Source organism: Paenibacillus allorhizoplanae, from assembly GCF_927798215.1.
GTDB lineage: Bacteria > Bacillota > Bacilli > Paenibacillales > NBRC-103111 > Paenibacillus_E > Paenibacillus_E allorhizoplanae.
The window spans coordinates 51,889-71,421 of the sequence record NZ_CAKMMW010000009.1; the positions used below are offsets into that span (position 1 = coordinate 51,889).

At 45.5% G+C, this 19,533-nt stretch carries 13 protein-coding genes and 1 riboswitch; of the genes, 2 read left to right on the top strand and 11 right to left on the bottom strand.

Annotated features, from left to right (window positions below; translation table 11 throughout):
- Positions 1–89: 89 nt before the first annotated feature.
- Positions 90–5,495 carry a glycerophosphodiester phosphodiesterase family protein gene (locus L6I86_RS16340; RefSeq protein WP_236288763.1) on the bottom strand — a complete coding sequence of 1,802 codons (5,406 nt, stop codon included), beginning with the start codon at positions 5,493–5,495 and terminating at the stop codon, positions 90–92.
- A gap of 604 nt (positions 5,496–6,099) precedes the next feature.
- On the opposite strand from L6I86_RS16340, the gene L6I86_RS16345 reads away from it, so the two are divergent.
- Entirely contained in the window at positions 6,100–7,068 is a 969-nt protein-coding gene (locus tag L6I86_RS16345) for a cation diffusion facilitator family transporter (RefSeq protein WP_236288765.1), read from the top strand.
- Between the two features lie 89 nt (positions 7,069–7,157).
- Here the strand turns inward: L6I86_RS16345 and L6I86_RS16350 are convergent, their stop codons facing one another.
- From L6I86_RS16350 to L6I86_RS16380, 7 genes are all read right to left on the bottom strand, one after another.
- The gene (locus L6I86_RS16350; protein WP_236288767.1) at positions 7,158–8,219 is read right to left on the bottom strand and encodes a LacI family DNA-binding transcriptional regulator; all 1,062 of its coding nucleotides are present in this window, start codon (positions 8,217–8,219) and stop codon (positions 7,158–7,160) included.
- Positions 8,220–8,682: 463 nt separating this feature from the next.
- Positions 8,683–9,507, bottom strand: a complete 825-nt coding sequence (locus L6I86_RS16355; protein WP_236288769.1) for an ABC transporter ATP-binding protein — start codon at positions 9,505–9,507, stop codon at positions 8,683–8,685.
- Position 9,508: 1 nt separating this feature from the next.
- A complete protein-coding gene (locus tag L6I86_RS16360) occupies positions 9,509–10,327 on the bottom strand; it encodes an ABC transporter permease (protein ID WP_236288771.1) in 819 nt (272 codons plus the stop codon).
- Positions 10,328–10,349: 22 nt separating this feature from the next.
- Positions 10,350–11,369 (bottom strand): ABC transporter substrate-binding protein, encoded by a 1,020-nt coding sequence (locus L6I86_RS16365; RefSeq protein WP_236288772.1) that lies wholly within the window; start codon positions 11,367–11,369, stop codon positions 10,350–10,352.
- 66 nt (positions 11,370–11,435) lie between these two features.
- Positions 11,436–11,544, bottom strand: a riboswitch (guanidine-I (ykkC/yxkD leader).
- Between the two features lie 742 nt (positions 11,545–12,286).
- Positions 12,287–13,051 carry a succinate dehydrogenase iron-sulfur subunit gene (gene sdhB / locus L6I86_RS16370; RefSeq protein ID WP_236288774.1) on the bottom strand — a complete coding sequence of 255 codons (765 nt, stop codon included), beginning with the start codon at positions 13,049–13,051 and terminating at the stop codon, positions 12,287–12,289.
- 2 nt (positions 13,052–13,053) lie between these two features.
- Positions 13,054–14,817: a succinate dehydrogenase flavoprotein subunit gene (sdhA, locus tag L6I86_RS16375; RefSeq protein ID WP_056613627.1), complete on the bottom strand. Its 1,764-nt coding sequence runs from the start codon at positions 14,815–14,817 to the stop codon at positions 13,054–13,056.
- Positions 14,818–14,833: 16 nt separating this feature from the next.
- Complete coding sequence (locus L6I86_RS16380; RefSeq protein WP_276574869.1) at positions 14,834–15,490, bottom strand: succinate dehydrogenase cytochrome b558 subunit; 657 nt, start codon at positions 15,488–15,490, stop codon at positions 14,834–14,836.
- Between the two features lie 276 nt (positions 15,491–15,766).
- Between L6I86_RS16380 and L6I86_RS16385 the strand changes: the two genes are divergently transcribed.
- Positions 15,767–16,663 (top strand): LysR family transcriptional regulator, encoded by an 897-nt coding sequence (locus L6I86_RS16385; RefSeq protein WP_236288778.1) that lies wholly within the window; start codon positions 15,767–15,769, stop codon positions 16,661–16,663.
- Between the two features lie 17 nt (positions 16,664–16,680).
- Here L6I86_RS16385 and L6I86_RS16390 read toward each other — a convergent pair whose 3' ends face one another.
- The 3 genes from L6I86_RS16390 to L6I86_RS16400 are packed head-to-tail and all read right to left on the bottom strand — an operon-like array spanning position 16,681 to position 19,521.
- Positions 16,681–17,436 (bottom strand): response regulator transcription factor, encoded by a 756-nt coding sequence (locus L6I86_RS16390; RefSeq protein WP_236288780.1) that lies wholly within the window; start codon positions 17,434–17,436, stop codon positions 16,681–16,683.
- Positions 17,437–17,493: 57 nt separating this feature from the next.
- On the bottom strand, positions 17,494–18,156 hold the full coding sequence (locus L6I86_RS16395; RefSeq protein WP_056613619.1) for a potassium channel family protein: 663 nt from the start codon (positions 18,154–18,156) through the stop codon (positions 17,494–17,496).
- A 12-nt stretch (positions 18,157–18,168) separates the two neighbouring features.
- Positions 18,169–19,521, bottom strand: coding sequence for a TrkH family potassium uptake protein (locus L6I86_RS16400; RefSeq protein ID WP_236288782.1), 1,353 nt, complete (start codon positions 19,519–19,521; stop codon positions 18,169–18,171).
- Positions 19,522–19,533 lie beyond the last annotated feature (12 nt).

Here is a 19,533-nt window from a genome sequence, read left to right on the forward strand (position 1 = left end):
CCCCCACGTTAACCTTAACAAATATTTGTTTGCTAAGGATTAACATCCCCTCCGCCATTCCTTTCTTGGAGGGGATGTTAACCATACCATTAGTTAGAAAAGTTTAGAGCTTGCAGCATGCGGCTTAGCATCACTGCACTTTCTGCACGAGTGCCGGTACTCATTGGTGAAAAAGCATTTCCATCTCTGCCGTTAAGAATCTTCAGCGCAGACGCTGCTCGGATTGCCTCCTTAGCCCACTCGGCGATATTCGCTTCATCACAGAACGTGACCGAGCTGCTTGGTTTCAATTCTGCGTTAAAGCCACCGAATTGCAGTGCTCTGTCAATCATGACCGCCATTTCCTGGCGGGAGATTGGTGCATCTGGTCGGAATGTGTGGTCTTCATAACCACTCACGAGTCCAGCATCTGCCGCAAGGCTAACTGCCGTCGCAAACCAATCCACAGCTTTAACATCCTTAAAGCTCGTTGCAGACGATTGTGAGTAAGATAAGCCAAACGATCTCACCAGTAAAGCGGCAAACTCTGCACGTGTTACTTGGCGATCAGGTGCAAAGCTCGAAGCCCCTACACCCTGAACGATCATTTTATTCGCCATGGATTCCACGGTCTGTTTGGACCAATGATGTTCTAAATCACTGAAAGTCACTGGGTTAGCCATAAGTAGGTACGTGCTGTTCGTGCGGCTATAAATGATAGCGTCATTGCCTTGAATCGAGAATGGAACTGGATGATACACGGTATTGCCACTCGCATCGTGCTCTTCGCGTACGGCAGCTAGAGCCTTGGTATCTGTTGCTGCATCCAACTTGATGGATCTAGCAATAAACTGATGAAAGTTGGAAATTTCTTCGCTCTTGCCTTCTTCAGTTCCCACGGTAAGCGTAAAGTCGATGGCTTTCTTGACATCTTTCCCGGTTGCAATTGCCTCTGCAGCAGCTTTTTCATTCAATTTGATTTGAATGGTGAGGTTCAGCTTATCTTGTGAAGTTCCTAGCTTCTTTGCCCAAGCTTGCAATTCTACAGCTGACAGATTCAGCTCATAAGATCCAAGTTCAGTTTGAATGATTACGGTAGGATTGCTTGCAGCCGACAACACGGCTTTAATGGCAGCTGGTGCCAGGATGGCAACAGCTTGATCCTTCTTCTCATTCAATGGCACGGCAACAATTAGCTTTTTGTCCGTTCCCGATTGTTCAATGGCCGCTTGGATCAACGCATCTGTCACTTTGAACGCAGCATCCTTAATTTCCGTACCTCCACCTACGCTGCCACCATTTTGCTCACTGTCATCTGGTTTACTTGGCTCACTTGGCTCGCTTGGCCCATTCAGTGTGATTGGCTGTGTGTACAAGTCATACTTATTGCCATCATTCATCGTGTAGGCGTATCGTAACAAGGCATGTGCTACGCCTGTACCCTTACCATTAGCCGTTACCTCATTGCCGTTTACTTCAAAGGAATTTTGCCCATCCAACATAACAATCTCAGGTGCAATGCTTGTTGTATCCCCTTTGTAAGTTGTCACGCCGGCCTGAATCGAAATCGTTTCATTCTTCACGAGCGTAAACTCCGATTTCTCCGGTTTGATCGCTGCCGCCATATCTGCAGCCCAGTTGGCATAGTCGGTTGTTAAGCCCCAAGCACCATTTATGAAGAACCGATTAAATGCTGTTCGATCATTGAGTGTCCAAGGTGAAATCAAGATACCACGATGCTTAGCAGCCTCCATAAAGTTTTGCGAGATACCGCCGTAACCATTGTTGAATGTAGCATTCAAAGGCTGAATGGAGCTAAGTACCGTGCGCAGCATGCCTTTCACGTTGTTCCCGCCGGACAAGCTTGATAAGAGGCCTGAAGGCATAGTCGGCATCAAACTGTTCATACGCGAGATCTGATTGGCAACGAACGACATGTTGTCGATATCAGCTTCGGCATTTTTAGATTGGACCAACTGAACAAAAGCATCAATCGCGGATGGTGTAGACGTCTTAATCTCGTTCATGATCATTTTGCCCCGTTGCTGAACGAGATCAATTTGTTCTTCCAATGTTGGAATTTTCACATCTGGATAGTCAGTCGGATGTGGCTTATTGGCATTGAGCGCCTTGATTTCGGCCAATGTATAATTCTCAATGTTTCCCGTGCCATTCGTCGTTCCGGATAATTCACCATCATGGTGAATGACGAGGTAGCCATCCTTGGAAATATAAACGTCATTTTCAATGAAATCTGCCCCATTATCCAGCGCCAAAATATTACTCTCAATCGTATTCTCTGGCGCAGCAGTCGGCAATCCGCGATGTCCAATAATATACGGTTTGCGTATCAAAGTCGTGTTATTGTTGTATACACTTAATGCATTGAAAGCCGCACTTGGCGTGCTCGTTACAATCCCGTTAACCCCCGCTGTAATCAGCGTATGCAAGGCAAGATTTTCCCCAGTAGCTGTCGAAGCACTTTTCACCCATACCATGATCGTTCTCATTTGTAGATAGTTCGTATTTTCTCTTGTAGCAGCCTGCTGTGGAAGCACCGCAATATGTGCGAGGCTTGTATTGGTTATCTGACGAATTTCCAGTAGCTGATCGTTGTTCTCAATAGATTTACTAGAAAAATCCACGATTCCGCGTATGATCGGATATGCTAGTCTCGCCCTTTTAACCAAATCGCCATTGCTTGATATCACAAATACATCTTCAATACTATTCGCTTTCAAATACGGAACCAAAGCGTCTACAGTCAGCTCATCCTTCACATAGAAAGCAGCCATCGTTGAAGTTCCGAGCATGCTTAGGATTGCATTCAAATCCCCAATCACGGTTCCGCTGCCGGCTTCTGTTACCTTAAGCTCTTTGTTCACATGCAAAATGGCGGTAGCAGGTAAGGAAGTACCTGTCAGTTTGGATAAATCGTTGGCAGTTGCAATCTCCGTCACAACGGTGGAAGCCATCGCTATTTTCGTAGTAGGCTCCGTCACACTTACATATTTCTGAGTCGCGGATAAAGGCAGCGCATCCCGTTGCAAAGTAATCCGAATATTGTCGACCCTCATTTTGCTGCCGTTGGATTGTAAACCAATTCTTCCTTTTGCATACAAACCTGCATTGTCCGTATCCACGACAACCTTGTCGTTAATCATCTCCATCACACGATTGTCGAATGCTTTTATCGTATAATGGTACAGTTTGCTAGGGTCTATAGCTTCTGTAAAAGCACCCGTATCCATAACATTCCAGGCATTAGCTGTCGTTCTTTCAGCAAATTCCACACCATTGGCAGCGGTAGCGTCTTTCCTGACCGCCATTTGATAATACGGATAATCATTATTTTGAATGCGATACATGATAGAATGCCATCTTGCGGCATCGTTCGCTTGCAAATGCGTCACATCAGCTTCGATTTTATAATTACCAAATGCCCCTAAGAAGTCTGGCAAAAGTACACGCGACGGATTATCTGGCGATGCTGCCGCATCCAATTCAAATCCACCCGCTTTAACAACAGCTTTGCTCGCTGTCGTCCCTTCTTTTCGTGTCCAACCTGCGGGAAGTGTTCCTTCCGTTAGCTGATCAAAATTTTCTTCATAGAGTACATACTCACTATCCGTTGCTTGTTTCGCTACAACAAGTATTGAAATAGAAACACCGTCTTTTTGCGCAGTTAGGGTGTACACACCTTTTTGGAGAACGCTCAGGCTGGTACTGTTCACAACAACGGACGGGCTGCTAGTTGCCCAGGTCAAATCACTGCCTGTCACTGTACCTGACGTAAAATCACTAAAATCTGCTTTAAACACGATTGAATTTAAGGGTACTGGTTGATTCACTGTAGCCAAAAAGTAACCATCATCATGCTTTAGAGAACTTACTTTCGCTGGCACCGTACTCGGTGTTACGGTTACTTCTTGCAAGTACTCAGCCGTATCGTATATCACCTTGACCGTTGCTCTGCCTGCCTTAATTGGATATAGCGCATTATTCGAAATCTTGATGATCGACTCATCCGAGGAATAGTACTTGACTGGTTTGGTTGCAATAGCTTCACTAATACCATCCGAGTAATACACGCTGCCGGTAACGCTTATCGGTCCACTCAACGCTTCCATCGTGTTAGGTACAACAAGGTCAAGCCGATCTGCCGTTATTCGCGTTACCTTCAGGTTGTCGAACGAGACCCTACTTTGATCCGCTTGGAATCCAACTTTCCCTTTCTCCATTACCACTGTTGTAGGAAGCGTCGTGTCTGTTACCATCGTGTAGGTCGGATCTGACTTTGCTTTCATATACTCCTTGACGTTATTGCCAAAAACACGAACCTTCATTGTGTAGTCGGAGTTCAAAGCCAATGCTCTCCAGGAACCCGAAATCGGAGTTGGCGAATACCAGTTGCCGTCTGCTTTGCGATAGGCAAATTCATAGGTACCATTTTGACGGATAGCCATTTGATTGTAAGGCACTTTCCCCGTAGTAGGTACTCTGAACATCAGTGATGCCCATCTGCCTGAGTCCAGCACAGATTCGAACCGTACATCCGCTTCCACCGTATAGTTATCCCATTGTACCGGAGCAACAATTCGCCCCTGCTTACCCGAAGCCTTTCCATCAAACGTCATTCTTCCATTGCCATATGTATCCTGCACGACTGTAAACGGCGGGCTTCCCGCGTTCACATCAGAAATCCAACCGTATGGAATCGTGCCTGTCAGATTCGCATCAAAATTTTCCTGCAGCAGCACAGGATTCACTGTATCTGTCACGGGATTGCTGTCCACGAGGTTAATCACGCCAAAACCAGAAGTATCATTCCAAAATGAGCTTGATTGGTACGCACTCCAGTAACTGTTTCTTTGCTGCGCAGCATCCGCCCCATATCGATCTGTTACGCCAATTTCCAAGCCCAGCTTCTTCGTCAGCACAGGATCCATCTTCAACATATCCCATGGTACAGCAGTTTCTAAAGACCAACCCGTTGCAGTTTTCTTTATCGCCCGCAAAATCTTATTCGGATCCTTGCTGCTTTGCCCGTTTGTCGCAGCCCCAAAGTGAAATTCAGGAGATGTAGAATCCGATTGATACACAAATCCCAGTTGCATATCGTCTGCTGCATAAGGGGCAGATTGATGCATCGTTGGATCTAAAAAGAAATTAATATTATCCTGTTCAAACCAATTCCCCGTACCTGCTGCCGTCAGACTCTCATCATCAGCTTTAACCCCAATGTACAGGTACTTGTTGTCCCAGAGCATACCAAATTTACTATCTTTAAATGTTCCATCGCCTGTTTGTTTCGTTAACCTCTGGTTAATTGACCAGAGTGACTCGTCCAAATCCCCGTCAATCACCGGAGCATTAACCGTCTTCCTCACATCGAGTGATTTTCTAACATCATCAGCAGCATGAGCCTCTTGCACAGTCATAAGACCAAATGGTGCTAAACTAGTGACTAGTGTAGCGACTAGTAGACTATTCAAAACCTTTTTATATCGTTTCATAGAATCAACCCTTTCTTGTAAAATGGATGAATACATGTACGTGTTAAAAACAGAAGAACGCTACTCACTATCTTCTTGAAATCCTCCTATCTGTTTTGGAGAACACAAAAAACCCTTCAAGCATACAAATGACCTCATCTAGCTTCCACTAGCCGTTCATTTGCCGCATGAAGGGTTTTCTCCGCGTCTCTACCCTTGCCCTATTTAGTTGTCCTACAATCATTCTAGCGATTGAGTGTTTGTGAAGTGTTATGCGTGGAATAAGAAATTGTAAAATATATGCGAATTTCAATCCATTGTTGGGGGGAATGTGAGGTTGTGAAGACAAAAAAAAGGAACCCAGCCAACGGGGCCGGGTTCTAAAAGTTTATATTAAAAAGGGGGTCTTGTTTATTATATTACCAAGTGAACATTATGGAACCATAACAGGAATATTTCATTTCTGTTACAAATTAGAAAACGCTTTATATTCTAATTTGCCATCATCGCTCCCCTCTCCCATCTCACCTTCAAAATCCTTCCCCAATTCCAGTTGCACGTTTCACCCAAGTGGCATATACTAAGTATATATTAATTAGAATAATTCTAAACAAGGAGGAACCCTATGAGCGTCGAATATGACTATCATCATCTCCACCATGTGAAAGAACAAAGTAAGTCAAGAAAAACCCTGTGGGTTACCCTCATTTTAACTGCCTTTTTCACGCTTATTGAAATTATCGGTGGGGTGCTATCGAATTCCCTTGCTCTTTTATCCGATTCGGCTCATATGATTTCAGATGTCATTGCGCTTGGTCTGAGTATGGTTGCCATCCAATTAGCTACGCGCCAGCCCAATGCTCGCTTCACTTTTGGATTCCTGCGCTTTGAAATTGTCGCTTCTTTTCTCAACGGATTAGCGCTTTGCATCATCGCTTTGGGGATTTGTATTGAAGCCGTCCAACGTGTCCTCCACCCTCAACCGATACAATTGGGACTTATGCTGGGCATTGCCTCGATCGGGTTCGTCGTTAACCTCATCCTTACGTTGGTTCTCCATAACAGCGTCAAGGAGGAAGACAATCTGAATGTGCAAAGTGCGCTATGGCATTTTTTCGGGGATTTATTAAGCTCGGTTGGCGTCATTATTTCGGCCATTGTAATTTATTACTCCGGTCTTCTCTGGTTCGATCCGTTGATTTCGATCGTGATTGGCGGCATTATTTTTACAGGTGGCAGCAAAATAATTCGTGAATCCTTCATGATCCTGATGGAATCCGTCCCTGAAAAGTTTAATCTAGACGAAATCCGCTCTGTGATCGCGAAGGTTGAAGGCGTAGAAGATGTCCACGAAATGCATCTCTGGGCGGTTTCGACCGACCATTATTCCTTGACTGCCCACGTGTTTATTAGTCCTAACATTCAGCCCTTTTGTGTCATTCTCGCTATTAATGAGACGTTAAAAAGCAAGTACAACATCGAGCATGCCACGATTCAAATCGAACACGCGGACATTAATCCGCACGGCGAATACGGGAAAGACTTCCTGCGGCAGCAAAAGCAGCTGAAACAACAAAACCACACAAGCGCCTAGCTCTCCCTTAGAAAAACCAACTTGATGGACGCCTCCTTCCTATTACAACAAACAAACCGTTAATCACCTTTCCCAGGTGACTAACGGTTTTATTCATTATGCGTAGATTTACGCACAACCATTTCCATATCGATGAGCAGCTCATGGCCCTTCATCTGAGCCAGATACGAATCCAGCAGCATCGCGCTTTCCTCGTCTACGTCTTCCCCCATCTGCCGCATCAGGAAAGCCGCGACTAAACGCGTTTGCAGCTCGACTGGCATCTCGAAGCTAGTAATGGAAGGAATGCTCGCCTTCGCAAAATGCTCATTATCCATTCCTATAAGCTGCACTTCCTCAGGAACACGGATGCCTCGTGCATGGCATTCAGCGATCAGTTCCAACGCTAACGCATCATTGAACGTGTATATGCCGATAGGTCGCAGTTCACCGCTCACACGCAGCGCCTCTTCCAAAGCTCCAGCCACACCCAACTCTCCTGCATCCAAAAGCGCATGCACGATCGTCTCCGCTCGCTCACCTAGCCCCGTCAGAAATCCCTCGATTCGCTGCTCATTCGCGCCCATTCCCTTACGTCTTCCCGCATAGAAAACAGCTTGGCAGCCATGTGACAAAAAATACTTAACGGCCTGGCGCGAGGCCTTGGCAAAATCCAAATTCACCGTCAGCTTCGTAATCTCATTCGGCCACCCCCACCCGTTAAAGATGACAAGCGGCGTTCCTTCACCCACTAATTGCTGCGTGGAATGCATGCTGATTGCCAAGCCATGTGAAACTAGTCCGTCCACTCGTCGCTGTAGCAAATGCTCAATATGCCTCGTCTCAACTTCAGGATCCATGCCAGCCGCTGAGAACACAGATAAATGATAGCCGTAACTGTGAAACCGCTGCTCCAGCTTCTCAGCAAATCTGCCATAATACCCGCCAAAATGCGGGAGAATTAATCCTAACTCATTCGAGCGCCGCCGACTTAAATTCGTTGCCATGACGTTCCGGCGATAACCTAGTCGTACAACCGCTTCTTCCACTTTACGAATGGTTTCCGGTGACATCGGAACCTTCCTACGGTTAATAACATTCGATACCGTCGCAATGGATACGCCAGCCTCAGAGGCAACATCGACAATGGTAGCTTGTTTGTTTTTTTTCATCCCATTCCCTCATTCTTGAAACGCTTAAATTCATTGTAGCTAGAAGGGGATTGCTCGTCAAATCTCTGCCTTTTTTTGCAAATAATCCAAAAGCGCTTCTGCTCTTTAGCGTTTCTACCAAATCTTAGGTTTTGTCCAGTTAGAGGATGTCTTATCGGAAAAGGAAATCAACGAGCTGAGCGCTTACCTCGACGAGGTCATGGCGATTGAAGGCGAACATACTCAAAGTGTGGAGAAGGACTCCGACTACTTCAAAATTCTGAACAGCAAAATGATATGCCCGAGAATGCTACTTTTAATAGCAAAAGCAATCATGAGCTGACCCGAGGCTCTGGTTTGTAGGAAGGTGATCTCCTCAAGGGAGAGCTTTTCCCTGTCCTGGCATCAGCTCCACAATCTAACTAAGTGATCAACACAAAAGGCACCACAAGCAGATCACTCTGCTATGGTGCCCCCTATGAGCTTACTCGTCGTGATGCCCAATCAACGAAATGATCTGCTTCTTCAGCTTCACGAATGCTTCGGAATCCTTCACATCCTCCACCTGCCGCATCCCTCGCGGTATAGCAATCTCACTGCGGATCGTGCCTGGATGCGCCTGCATCACATACACCCGCTGCGATAAGAAGATGGCTTCCTCGATATCGTGCGTGATGAACACAACCGTCGTTTTCTCCTTTTCCCAAATGCGCAGCAGCAGCTCCTGCATCGCATTTTTCGTTTGTGGATCCAGCGCTCCGAACGGTTCATCCATTAACAGTACATCCGGATTATTCGCCAAAGCTCGCGCGATCGCGACCCGCTGCTTCATCCCGCCCGAAAGCTCCTTCGGCAATGATTTCGCGAACTTATGCAACCCGACTAATTCCATGAAGTGGTCGGCTATCGCTCTCTTTTCGAATAAAGGAACACCCTTCAACGTCAAACCGAACTCAATATTCTCTCTCACGGATAACCAGGGGAATAACGTATAGCTCTGGAAGACCATGCCTCTGTCAGCTCCAGGACCTTCAATCTCATGCCCGTTGATACTCAGATCCCCCATCGTCAAGGGCTCTAGTCCAGCAATAATCCGTAATAAGGAAGACTTCCCGCAGCCTGAAGGCCCGACAAAGCTGACAAACTCATGTGCATCAACGTGAAAGGACACACGATTCAAAGCTACGAATTGCGACTTCTTCGTGCTATACACCTTCGTTACATCGACTGCCTCAATTTTTCGTACACCAGCACCCGCAATAGTCCCCTTAGAAGGCACGTTTTTGTAATCTAAGTTCAATGCTTCCATCTTAACGCCCTCCTTCCAACCATGGGAAAAATCGCTTATGACAATAAGCAAATGTGCGATCCGTCAGTAAACCCAGCAAACCAATCGCAATAATGCCTACAAAAATTTGATCCGTGTTCAAGAACCTTTGCGCCTTCATGATCGAAAATCCAAGACCACTGCTAGCCGCAACCAACTCAGCTACAACCAGATAGGTCCATGCCCATCCAATAATTAAGCGCAGTGTATTCATCAAATCTGGAAGCAGCGCAGGAATCAGAACCTTTTCGATAACTTGCCAACGTTTCGCACCTAGTGTATAAGAAGTTTGCAGTAGATCATTGGAGACCGACCGAGTATTGTCTGCAACCATCAGCATCAATTGGAAGAAACACCCTAGGAAGATTACGAGGACCTTCGCCCATTCGCCAATCCCTGCCCATACCATGATCAAGGGAATGAACGCTGTCGCAGGCATATATCGAATAAATTCAGTAGGAGGTACTAGGATAGCTTCTGCAAACTTATACGTACCCGCCATAATCCCAAGCGGTATTCCGATGATACAAGCGAGCAAGAATCCACCGCCTACTCGGAAAATACTTATCCAAACATTTTGCCAGAACACGGGGTTCTGTAATTGAATCCCAAACTGCCGGAGCACCTGATCCGGTGTTGGAAGGAATGTACGATTGACCAAGTTGCCGTAGCTCATCACGCTCCAGAACAACAACAGAACCGCAATGATAAGCACGACACCTGACAAATATGATTTACGGCTAATTTCACCTCGTATGGCAAACAATGTGGACTTGCGTCTTTTTTTCACCAGCGTTTCCATTTGCAGCCCTCCTGTTCAGCCTTTATTTCTTGCGTTCCTTCATGACTTCCTCCACAAAATGGCCATCCAAGAAGGTTTCTGCTTTCGGTATTGTACTCAGCATATCTAAGCCTTTCAAGAATTCAGCTGTCTTTCCAGAAGTAAACGCCAGTGAATCATAGGAATCCCCTTTGGTGAAGGCTTTAACGTTATCTTCCAGTTGGAAAACCTTCACGCTGTCCACGCCAGCTTTGTATTCATCGATCGGCGTCTCTGCCGCCTTAGCCATAATTTTCAAAGACTCTTCTGGGTTCGCTTTCCAGTAATCCAATGCGTCGAACCAGGCGTTTATGATTTTTTTCACATCGTCTGGACGATTTTTCGTAATTTCTTCTTTAAATACAAGCAAGTCAGGGATCAATCCTGGTGTGTCCTTGGATGAGAAGAGCAGCTTCCCTTTCCCCTCTTGAATGGCTTTGCTTAGGAATGGCTCCCAGAGTACCGCAGCATCCAGATTACCCGCAATGAACGCTGGCCCTGCATCGTTGACTGTCATATTCGTATACGTGACATCCTTCTCTGCTAATCCTGCTTTTTCAAGCGCTGTCAGCATCAGAAGGTGATCGACGGTTCCAAGCTCAGTTGCGACTTTCTTACCTTTCAAATCTTTCAGAGAATTGATACTTGGCTTCACGACAACACCGTCGCCACCATTGGAGTTATCATTGACCAGCACGGCTTTGAGCTTAATACCTTTACTCGCCGGAGCCAGCGTATCACTTAGCGTTTGACTGTTTGCATCCACTTTACCTGAAGCTAGTGCGGATAGGGAGTCACTGTAAACGGGGAACCAGACCAGATCCACGTTCACACCATTTTTCTCGAAAAAGCCCTTCTCCTTCACGAGGTACCACACGAACCAGCCCGGCCATGGACTAAGCGCCAACTTGATTGGCTCCTTGCTGCCTCCTGCAGTCGTACTCGCCTCTTTGCTTCCACACCCGCTGATTACTGTAAAAGTTAATAATACCGCCAACATCAGAAATATTGTTTTTTGTCTCATTCCCCGAACTCCCTCTCTGTATAAAATGGTAAAAGGAAAAGCCCGGAATGATATCATATCCTGATATCCTCCCGGGCTTTTATCCCTCCGTGTGCACGATGAAGCTCATCGTGTGTCTTCTCTTGGACCTGACCGATAGCCTTCATTCTATCGCGGAACCCTAGAAAACAAGTTTGCTATGCGGTTGTTCCTTCGTTGTCTTACTTTTGTTTATATCATACTTAGATTGGTTGATCATGTCAATATATATAACATAAATAAATATTAGGTTGTCAAAACGAGTATATGCGTAATATTATATAACATATGATACATCTAAATGGAGGTGTCGCGATGCATTCGATTCATTTCCACATTCACATGTTAGATAGTAAGCACAAACTACCAGCCGCGGCGATGATTCGAAAAGTATCTTCACCACTCAATGCGGATCTCCTAACATCCAATCCTTCTTCCCAGCACCCTCACATGATGTCCCCTATAAATAAGTATAATGCACCAGAATCACCTGACTGCCCCGCAGCTCACTAACCTCTACACATGATCCAGATGGCCTGAGAGTCTGACTCAGGTCTTTTTGTTGTTCCGCCACGCGGATATCCGCGCGTTTGTGCCAGAAATAAGAACTCCGAACGTTCTTATTTCCCTTCAAGTCGGGGATTCTCGCCGAATAAGAACTCCACGAGTTCTTATTTACTACTTCTACATGCTTTCCGTGCGCTTGTACCACAAATAAGAACGCGAAACGTTCTTATTTCCTCTCAAAGCGGCGATTCTCGCAGAATAAGAACTCCACGAGTTCTTATTCACGACCTCTCCTATAATAACCACCGCGCTCACCCCCCTTTTACCCACCGCCAAAACAAAAAAGCCCGCCACTCCCATAACCGGGAGGACGGACTTCATTTCAGCGTTGCTTACACGCCTAACCATTTCTTGAACAAGTGCTTCGTCGTGTCCGCATTCAAAGCTGCGATCGACGTCGTAAGCGGAATCCCCTTCGGACAGGAGCGTACGCAGTTCTGCGAGTTACCGCAGCCTTCGATACCGCCATCTGTCATCAGCGTATCCAAACGCTCGTCTTTGTTCATCTCACCCGTTGGGTGAGCATTGAATAGACGAACTTGGGAAAGTGCGGAAGGTCCGATAAACGAGTTTTTGTCGTTTACGTTCGGACAAGCTTCCAAACACACGCCGCATGTCATACATTTCGACAACTCATAAGCCCATTGACGCTTCGACTCCGCCATACGTGGTCCAGGACCAAGATCGTAGGTTCCATCGATTGGAACCCATGCTTTAACCTTTTTCAAGGCGTTGAACATGCGTCCACGGTCGATAACAAGGTCACGCATAACAGGGAATGTGCTCATTGGTGCTACACGAATCGGCTGCTCCAGCTTATCTACAAGCGCTGAACAAGCTTGACGCGGCTTCCCATTGATGACCATCGAACAAGCGCCACATACTTCTTCCAAACAGTTGGATTCCCAACATACTGGTGTTGTTTTCTCGCCATTCGCATTCTTAGGATTACGCTGAACTTCCATCAAACCACTGATCACGTTCATGTTCGCGCGATAAGGAACTTCAAACTCCTCAGTGTACGGTTTGGAATCCGGACTCTCTTGACGAGTCACGATAAACTTCACGGTTTTCGTTGCGCTTAGTGTCTCCGCCATGATCAGGATCCCTCCTTTTTCTTCTCCGTAGAGTAGTCACGTTTACGAGGTTTAATCAACGATACATCAATTTCATCATACGAAATCTTAGGACCATCTGGCGTCCAGTCTGCGATTGTCGTTTTCATGAAGTTATCATCATCACGCTCTGGGAAATCAGGCTTGTAATGCGCACCACGACTCTCATCACGCATCAAGGCACCAACTGTCATCGCTTCTGCAAGCTCGAACATGTTCCAAAGTTGACGCGTGAACGCAACCCCTTGGTTGTTCCAACGTGCCGTATCGGTGATGTTGATGTTGTTGTAACGCTCTTTCAAATCTTTGATCTTGCCAATCGTTTCAGTCAAACGATCGTTGTAACGAACAACCGTCATGTTAGCATTCATCATGTCGCCAAGCTCTTTATGAAGCACGTACGCATTTTCCGTACCGTTGTTCATTTTGAGCAAGCTCTCATAACGATCTTGATGGCGTTTCTTCTCACGATCATAAATGATGGAGGACGTATCATCCGCATGCTTGGATAAGCCGCGAATATACTCAACCGCTTTAGGACCAGAGACCATGCCGTCATAAATCGCGGAAACGAGGGAGTTCGCACCCAAACGGTTTGCACCGTGATGCTGATACTCACACTCACCTGCTGCGAAGAGGCCTGGAATGTTCGTCATCATGTTATAGTCAACCCACATGCCGCCCATCGAATAATGAACCGCAGGGAAAATTTTCATTGGAATTTTACGCGGGTCATCGCCCATGAACTTCTCGTAAATTTCCATAATACCGCCGAGCTTAATATCAAGCTCTTTCGGGTCTTTATGAGAAAGATCCAAGTAAACCATGTTCTCGCCATTGATACCAAGCTTCTGATCAATACACACGGAGAAGATCTCACGTGTTGCAATATCACGAGGCACAAGGTTACCGTAAGCTGGATATTTCTCTTCAAGGAAATACCATGGCTTACCGTCTTTGTAAGTCCAAATACGTCCGCCTTCACCACGTGCTGATTCAGACATCAAGCGCAGCTTGTCGTCTCCTGGAATCGCCGTTGGGTGAATTTGAATCATTTCACCATTCGCGTATTTCACACCTTGTTGGTAAACTGCACTTGCTGCCGTACCCGTGTTAATAACGGAATTCGTTGTTTTTCCGAAAATGATACCAGGACCGCCTGTTGCCAAGATAACGGCATCAGCTGGGAACGTTTGAATTTCCATGCTGCGCAAATCTTGAGCTGCGATACCACGGCATACGCCTTCGTCATCAATAACCGAACCCAAGAATTCCCAGTGTTCGAATTTTGTTACGAGACCCGCTGTTTCCCAACGACGTACTTGCTCATCCAAAGCATATAAAAGCTGTTGACCTGTCGTTGCGCCAGCGAAAGCTGTACGGTGATATTTGGTACCACCGAAACGACGGAAATCAAGCAAACCTTCTGGTGTACGGTTAAACATAACGCCCATACGGTCCATCAAGTGAATAATGCCTGGAGCTGCGTCGCATAATGCTTTAACAGGAGGTTGATTCGCTAAGAAATCTCCCCCGTATACTGTATCGTCAAAGTGCTCCCACGTGGAGTCACCTTCACCCTTCGTATTCACCGCACCGTTAATGCCGCCTTGCGCACATACGGAGTGGGAACGTTTCACAGGAACTAAGGAGAACAACTGTACATGTACTCCAGCCTCTGCCGCTTTAATTGTCGCCATGAGTCCCGCAAGGCCTCCGCCGACGACGATGATTTTTGAATTAGCCACTTCTGTTCACCCTCCCTTAATGCCCCGTATGCGCTTCTACTGGAACTGAAAATTCTGTACCTGTAAACGCAGTTAAAGACATGATAAACATCACCGTCATTAGTACGAACAAGCCCATTGTAATGATTGTCGAAAAGCGTTGCGCACGCGGTCCAATTGTAATACCCCAGCTCACTAAGAAAGACCATAGGCCGTTCGTGAAATGGAAAGTTGCAGAAATAATACCAACCAGATATAACGTGAAAATAACTGGATTCGTTGCAATCTCATGCATCGTATTGCCGAGCTCTTCATGCGCCACATTGCCTAAGGCAACCTGAACACGAGTCTCGAATAGATGCCATGCGATGAACAAGAAAGTAAGTACCCCTGTCACACGTTGCAACATAAACATCGTGTTACGGAAATACCCGTAGCTTGATACGTTATTACGTGATTGATACGCTACATAAAGTCCATAAACGGCATGATAAAGAAGCGGAAGCCAGATTCCCACGATTTCCATGAGCAATACTAACGGCAAACCGTTCAACCAGTTAATTTGAGCCAAGAACTCTTCAGGCCCTTTGGTTGCTTCATAGTTAGTGAGCAAATGCTCAATAAGGAAGAAGCCCACTGGAATAACACCTAGTAACGAGTGGATCTTTCGAAAGTAATACGAATTACTCATAATGTAACCAATTCCCCCCTCAACAAAATTCATTCACAACAAACATCCGACAAGTTTTGACAAAACAAGCCACATATCATTGTACTCTCGCCGCAAACGAGCGTCAACCCATAATCATCCACGCCTATTTTGCCAATTCAGTCAATGTTTATACACGAAGGTCCACGAAATATAGCTAATTTGTGACATGTACATCGTACCTCTTTCACGCTTATAATGGAAGTGCCGTTTTTTTATATCTACTTATAACTATTTCACATATAGAGATGAGGGAAACGTTTGGAGCTTTTAGATGTCTTCGCCATCGTAGTCGAACAAGTCAGCCTTAACAAAGCGTCACAATTGTTAAACATTTCACAGCCTGCCCTATCGCGAAAAATTATGAAGCTGGAAGATGAGCTTGGGGTGGAGCTTTTTATCCGGAAGGGGAAAAGACTGGAGTTAACGAAAGCGGGGCAAATTTGCTATGATCACGCCTTAGAGAAGCGTCATCTTGAGCGGAAGTTCAAGCAAGCTCTTCATAGTTATAAAGCCGCGGGTAGCCCGTCATCACTTACCATCGGAGCCTCTCTAACAACACTCCAATCTACGCTGCCTGATCTCATCACGGATTATTTACAGGACTATCCACTTACAGATATCAAGCTTCTTACCGGCAAAACACATGAGATTGTATCCTTGGTCAAAGACAATAAAGTGGATATCGGCATCGTTGCCTCTCAAATTAATGCGACTAGCCTCCACTGTGAGCCTTTATTCGACGACCATCTCAGCCTGGTGCTTCCATCCGGACATCCCTTAATCGATCGTACGGAGATTACGATGAAGGATCTGAATGATTTGCCGATGATCCTCTTTTCCAAAGGTACATGGTATCGCATTCTGATGGACGAGCTGTTCAATCGTTTCACGATATTCCCCAACGTTCAAATGGAAATCGATTCCTTCGAAGCGATCATACGGCTCGTCTCTACCTGCAAGACAGCAACCTTATTGCCCAAATCCTATTTACGTGAAGATTTAATTCAGAATAATGAACTAATTTTAAAAGAACTGCAAGAATTAGAACAAACGAAACGAACAACCTCACTGATCTACTCCGATCACTCAGCAGATAATGCGGAATCAATGAAGTTTGTCGCCCAAGCGATCAACTATTTTGCAAAGCGCCGCTAGCCTGGAACCATTCACCCTTACATGTGCACAAATTTATATCCAACACCCCAAACGGTCCGAATCCATTTCGGCTCTTTGGGGTTGTCTTCGATCTTCTTCCGAAGATTTGCAATATGTACATCAATAGCCCTGTCAGTCACGAAAGAATCAAATCCGCGCACGGTTTGTAATAGATCTTCACGACTGTACACGCGACCTGGGTTGTTAATAAAGCATCTCATAATTTCGAATTCCGAATACGTTGTCTCAACAATCTCACCATACACACACATGGAACGTGTATTCGTATTCAAGGTTATCTTATCCTGCTTATCCATGACAGCCGCAATTACAGTTGATTTAGCTGGTTTTACTTCTTCCTGCTCTTGGTGTCTCGACTGCGCATCAGGAAGCTGATTCATGGATGGATATCTCTGCGCACGGCGAATAAGTGCATGGGCTCTTGCAATCAATTCATGCATACTGAATGGCTTACACATGAAGTCATCCGCACCCGCTCCTAGGGCATTGACGCGTTCAACGATTTTATTTTTCATAGAAACTATCATGATCGGTACACTTGAGGTCTCACGAACTTGGCGACAAATCGCTAGCCCGTCCATATCTGGCAGCACCCAGTCCAGCAGAATCAGATCAGGTTGAAATTGCGATATTGCGGCAATCCCACTCGTCCCATTCTCCTCTCGGATGACATGGAAACCCTCTTCCTTCAAATACATCGTGACCATATCACCGATCATCGCATCATCTTCGATCATGAGTACCCTATACATGCGTTGTCCACCTTCATAAGAAAATTCCCTTGCTGCAGGACTTGGTATGTGTGCGGATCAGCCGATAACTTGACTTTCAAATTCATTAATTTGGTTGTTGGTTCCGATGATAACCATGATATCATTTTCATTCACAACATCACCTGCTTGCGGCGCAATGATAACCCCCGTCTGCTTATTGATCGCCACAACACTGCAGCCAAATTTAGCTCGCGGGTCCAACTGCTGGATCGTATATCCACATAACCGCTTTGGCACTGAAAGCTCGACAATTGTGTAGTCTTTGGAAATTTCAATATAATCCAATAAATTAGGGGTGACCAATTGATGTGCCACGCGAATGCCCATGTCCCGTTCCGGATAAACGACACGATCGACTCCTAATTTCGTCAGCACCTTTCCATGAAGCTCGGATAATGCTTTGGCAACGACTTGACTTACACCCAAATCTTTCATGACGATCGCTGTCAAAATGCTGGATTGAATATCATCCCCAATGGCGATGACCGCACAATCAAAATTTCGAATACCTAACGATTTCAGTACATCTTCATCCGTTGCGTCCGCGACAACAGAATGTGTTAGTTCATCACTCATGTCGTTCACGACTTCCTCGTCCAGATCAATCCCCAAAACTTCATGACCAAGTTTCATAAGTTCTCTAGAAAGACTTGACCCGAATCTACCTAACCCTACCACAACGTATTGCTTCTTCTTCATCTTGTTTTACACCTATCCAATCGTAATTTTACCCTCAGGGTATCTAAATAATTCTTTCTCTTGCTTAGGTTGCAAAGCATAGGCTAGCGTAATCGTTCCTAAACGCCCGGCAAACATCGTCAAGCAGATAAGCACTTTCCCTAGTGTAGATAACTCCGGAGTTAATCCCATTGTTAACCCTACCGTTCCAAAAGCGGATGTGACTTCAAATAATATTTTGATAAAAGACGAATCCTCTGTCGTTGATAAGATCATCGTGACGATGATCACCAAGAATAAAGCCATCATGGATAATGTAATTGCTTTAAGAATGCGATCCTTGGCTAAACGATAACGAAAAATAACAATGTCTTCTTTTCCACGAATCATAGTAATGATGGCACTAATCAGAATTGTAAATGTAGTCGTTTTGATACCTCCACCCGTAGATCCGGGAGAAGCACCAATAAACATAAGAATGACAATGAGAAACTGAGAGGCTTGGCGAAGAGCACTAATATCCACCGTGTTCGGACCTGCCGTACGCGCTGCTGTGGATTGAAAGAAGGAAGACAAAATTTTCGCCCCAAAATCTAACGAGCCTAAGGTTCTGATATTGGTAAATTCGAATATAAAAATACCAAGTGCTCCAATAACAAGAAGTAATCCACTCATACTTAGAACAACTCTTGAATGCAGGGAGAGCTTCTTCGTACTCTTAAATTCAATCAAATCGGAAATAACAATGAATCCTATGCCCCCAAGTATGATCAGCATCATCGCTACGAAATTCACTACAAAATCGCCAACGTAGCCGGTAAGCGAAACGAAAGGAGCATCAACGGTACCGAACAAATCGAAACCCGCATTATTAAACATGGATACAGCATGCCAGATGCCATAATAAAGTCCTCTCGTAAAGCCGAAGTCAAACGAAAACCGAATGGTAAAAATGACTGCAGCCACGGCCTCAATGGACAAAGAATATATGATAACTTTGCGTATCAAACGAACGATTCCCTCCATACTGCCTTGATTCAAGGCCTCTTGCAGGACAAGTCGCTCTTTCAAAGTGATCTTTTTCCGAAACACGAAAGCAACTAACGTAGCCATTGTCATAAAACCAAGACCACCGATTTGAATCAAAGAAACGATCACAATTTGCCCAAAAGTTGTATACGCGCTGCCCGTGTCAACAACAACCAACCCAGTCACACAAGTGGCCGATACGGAGGTAAACAGAGCATCAATAAAGGACATAGACTGGCCTGTCGCCGAAGCAATGGGCAGCATCAATAGCCCCGCTCCTATGAAAATGATAACAGCGAAACCTAAAACCAGGATCTGCGGAGGTGTTAGCTGCCAAATATTTATTTTTTTATTCATCGCGCCTCCTGC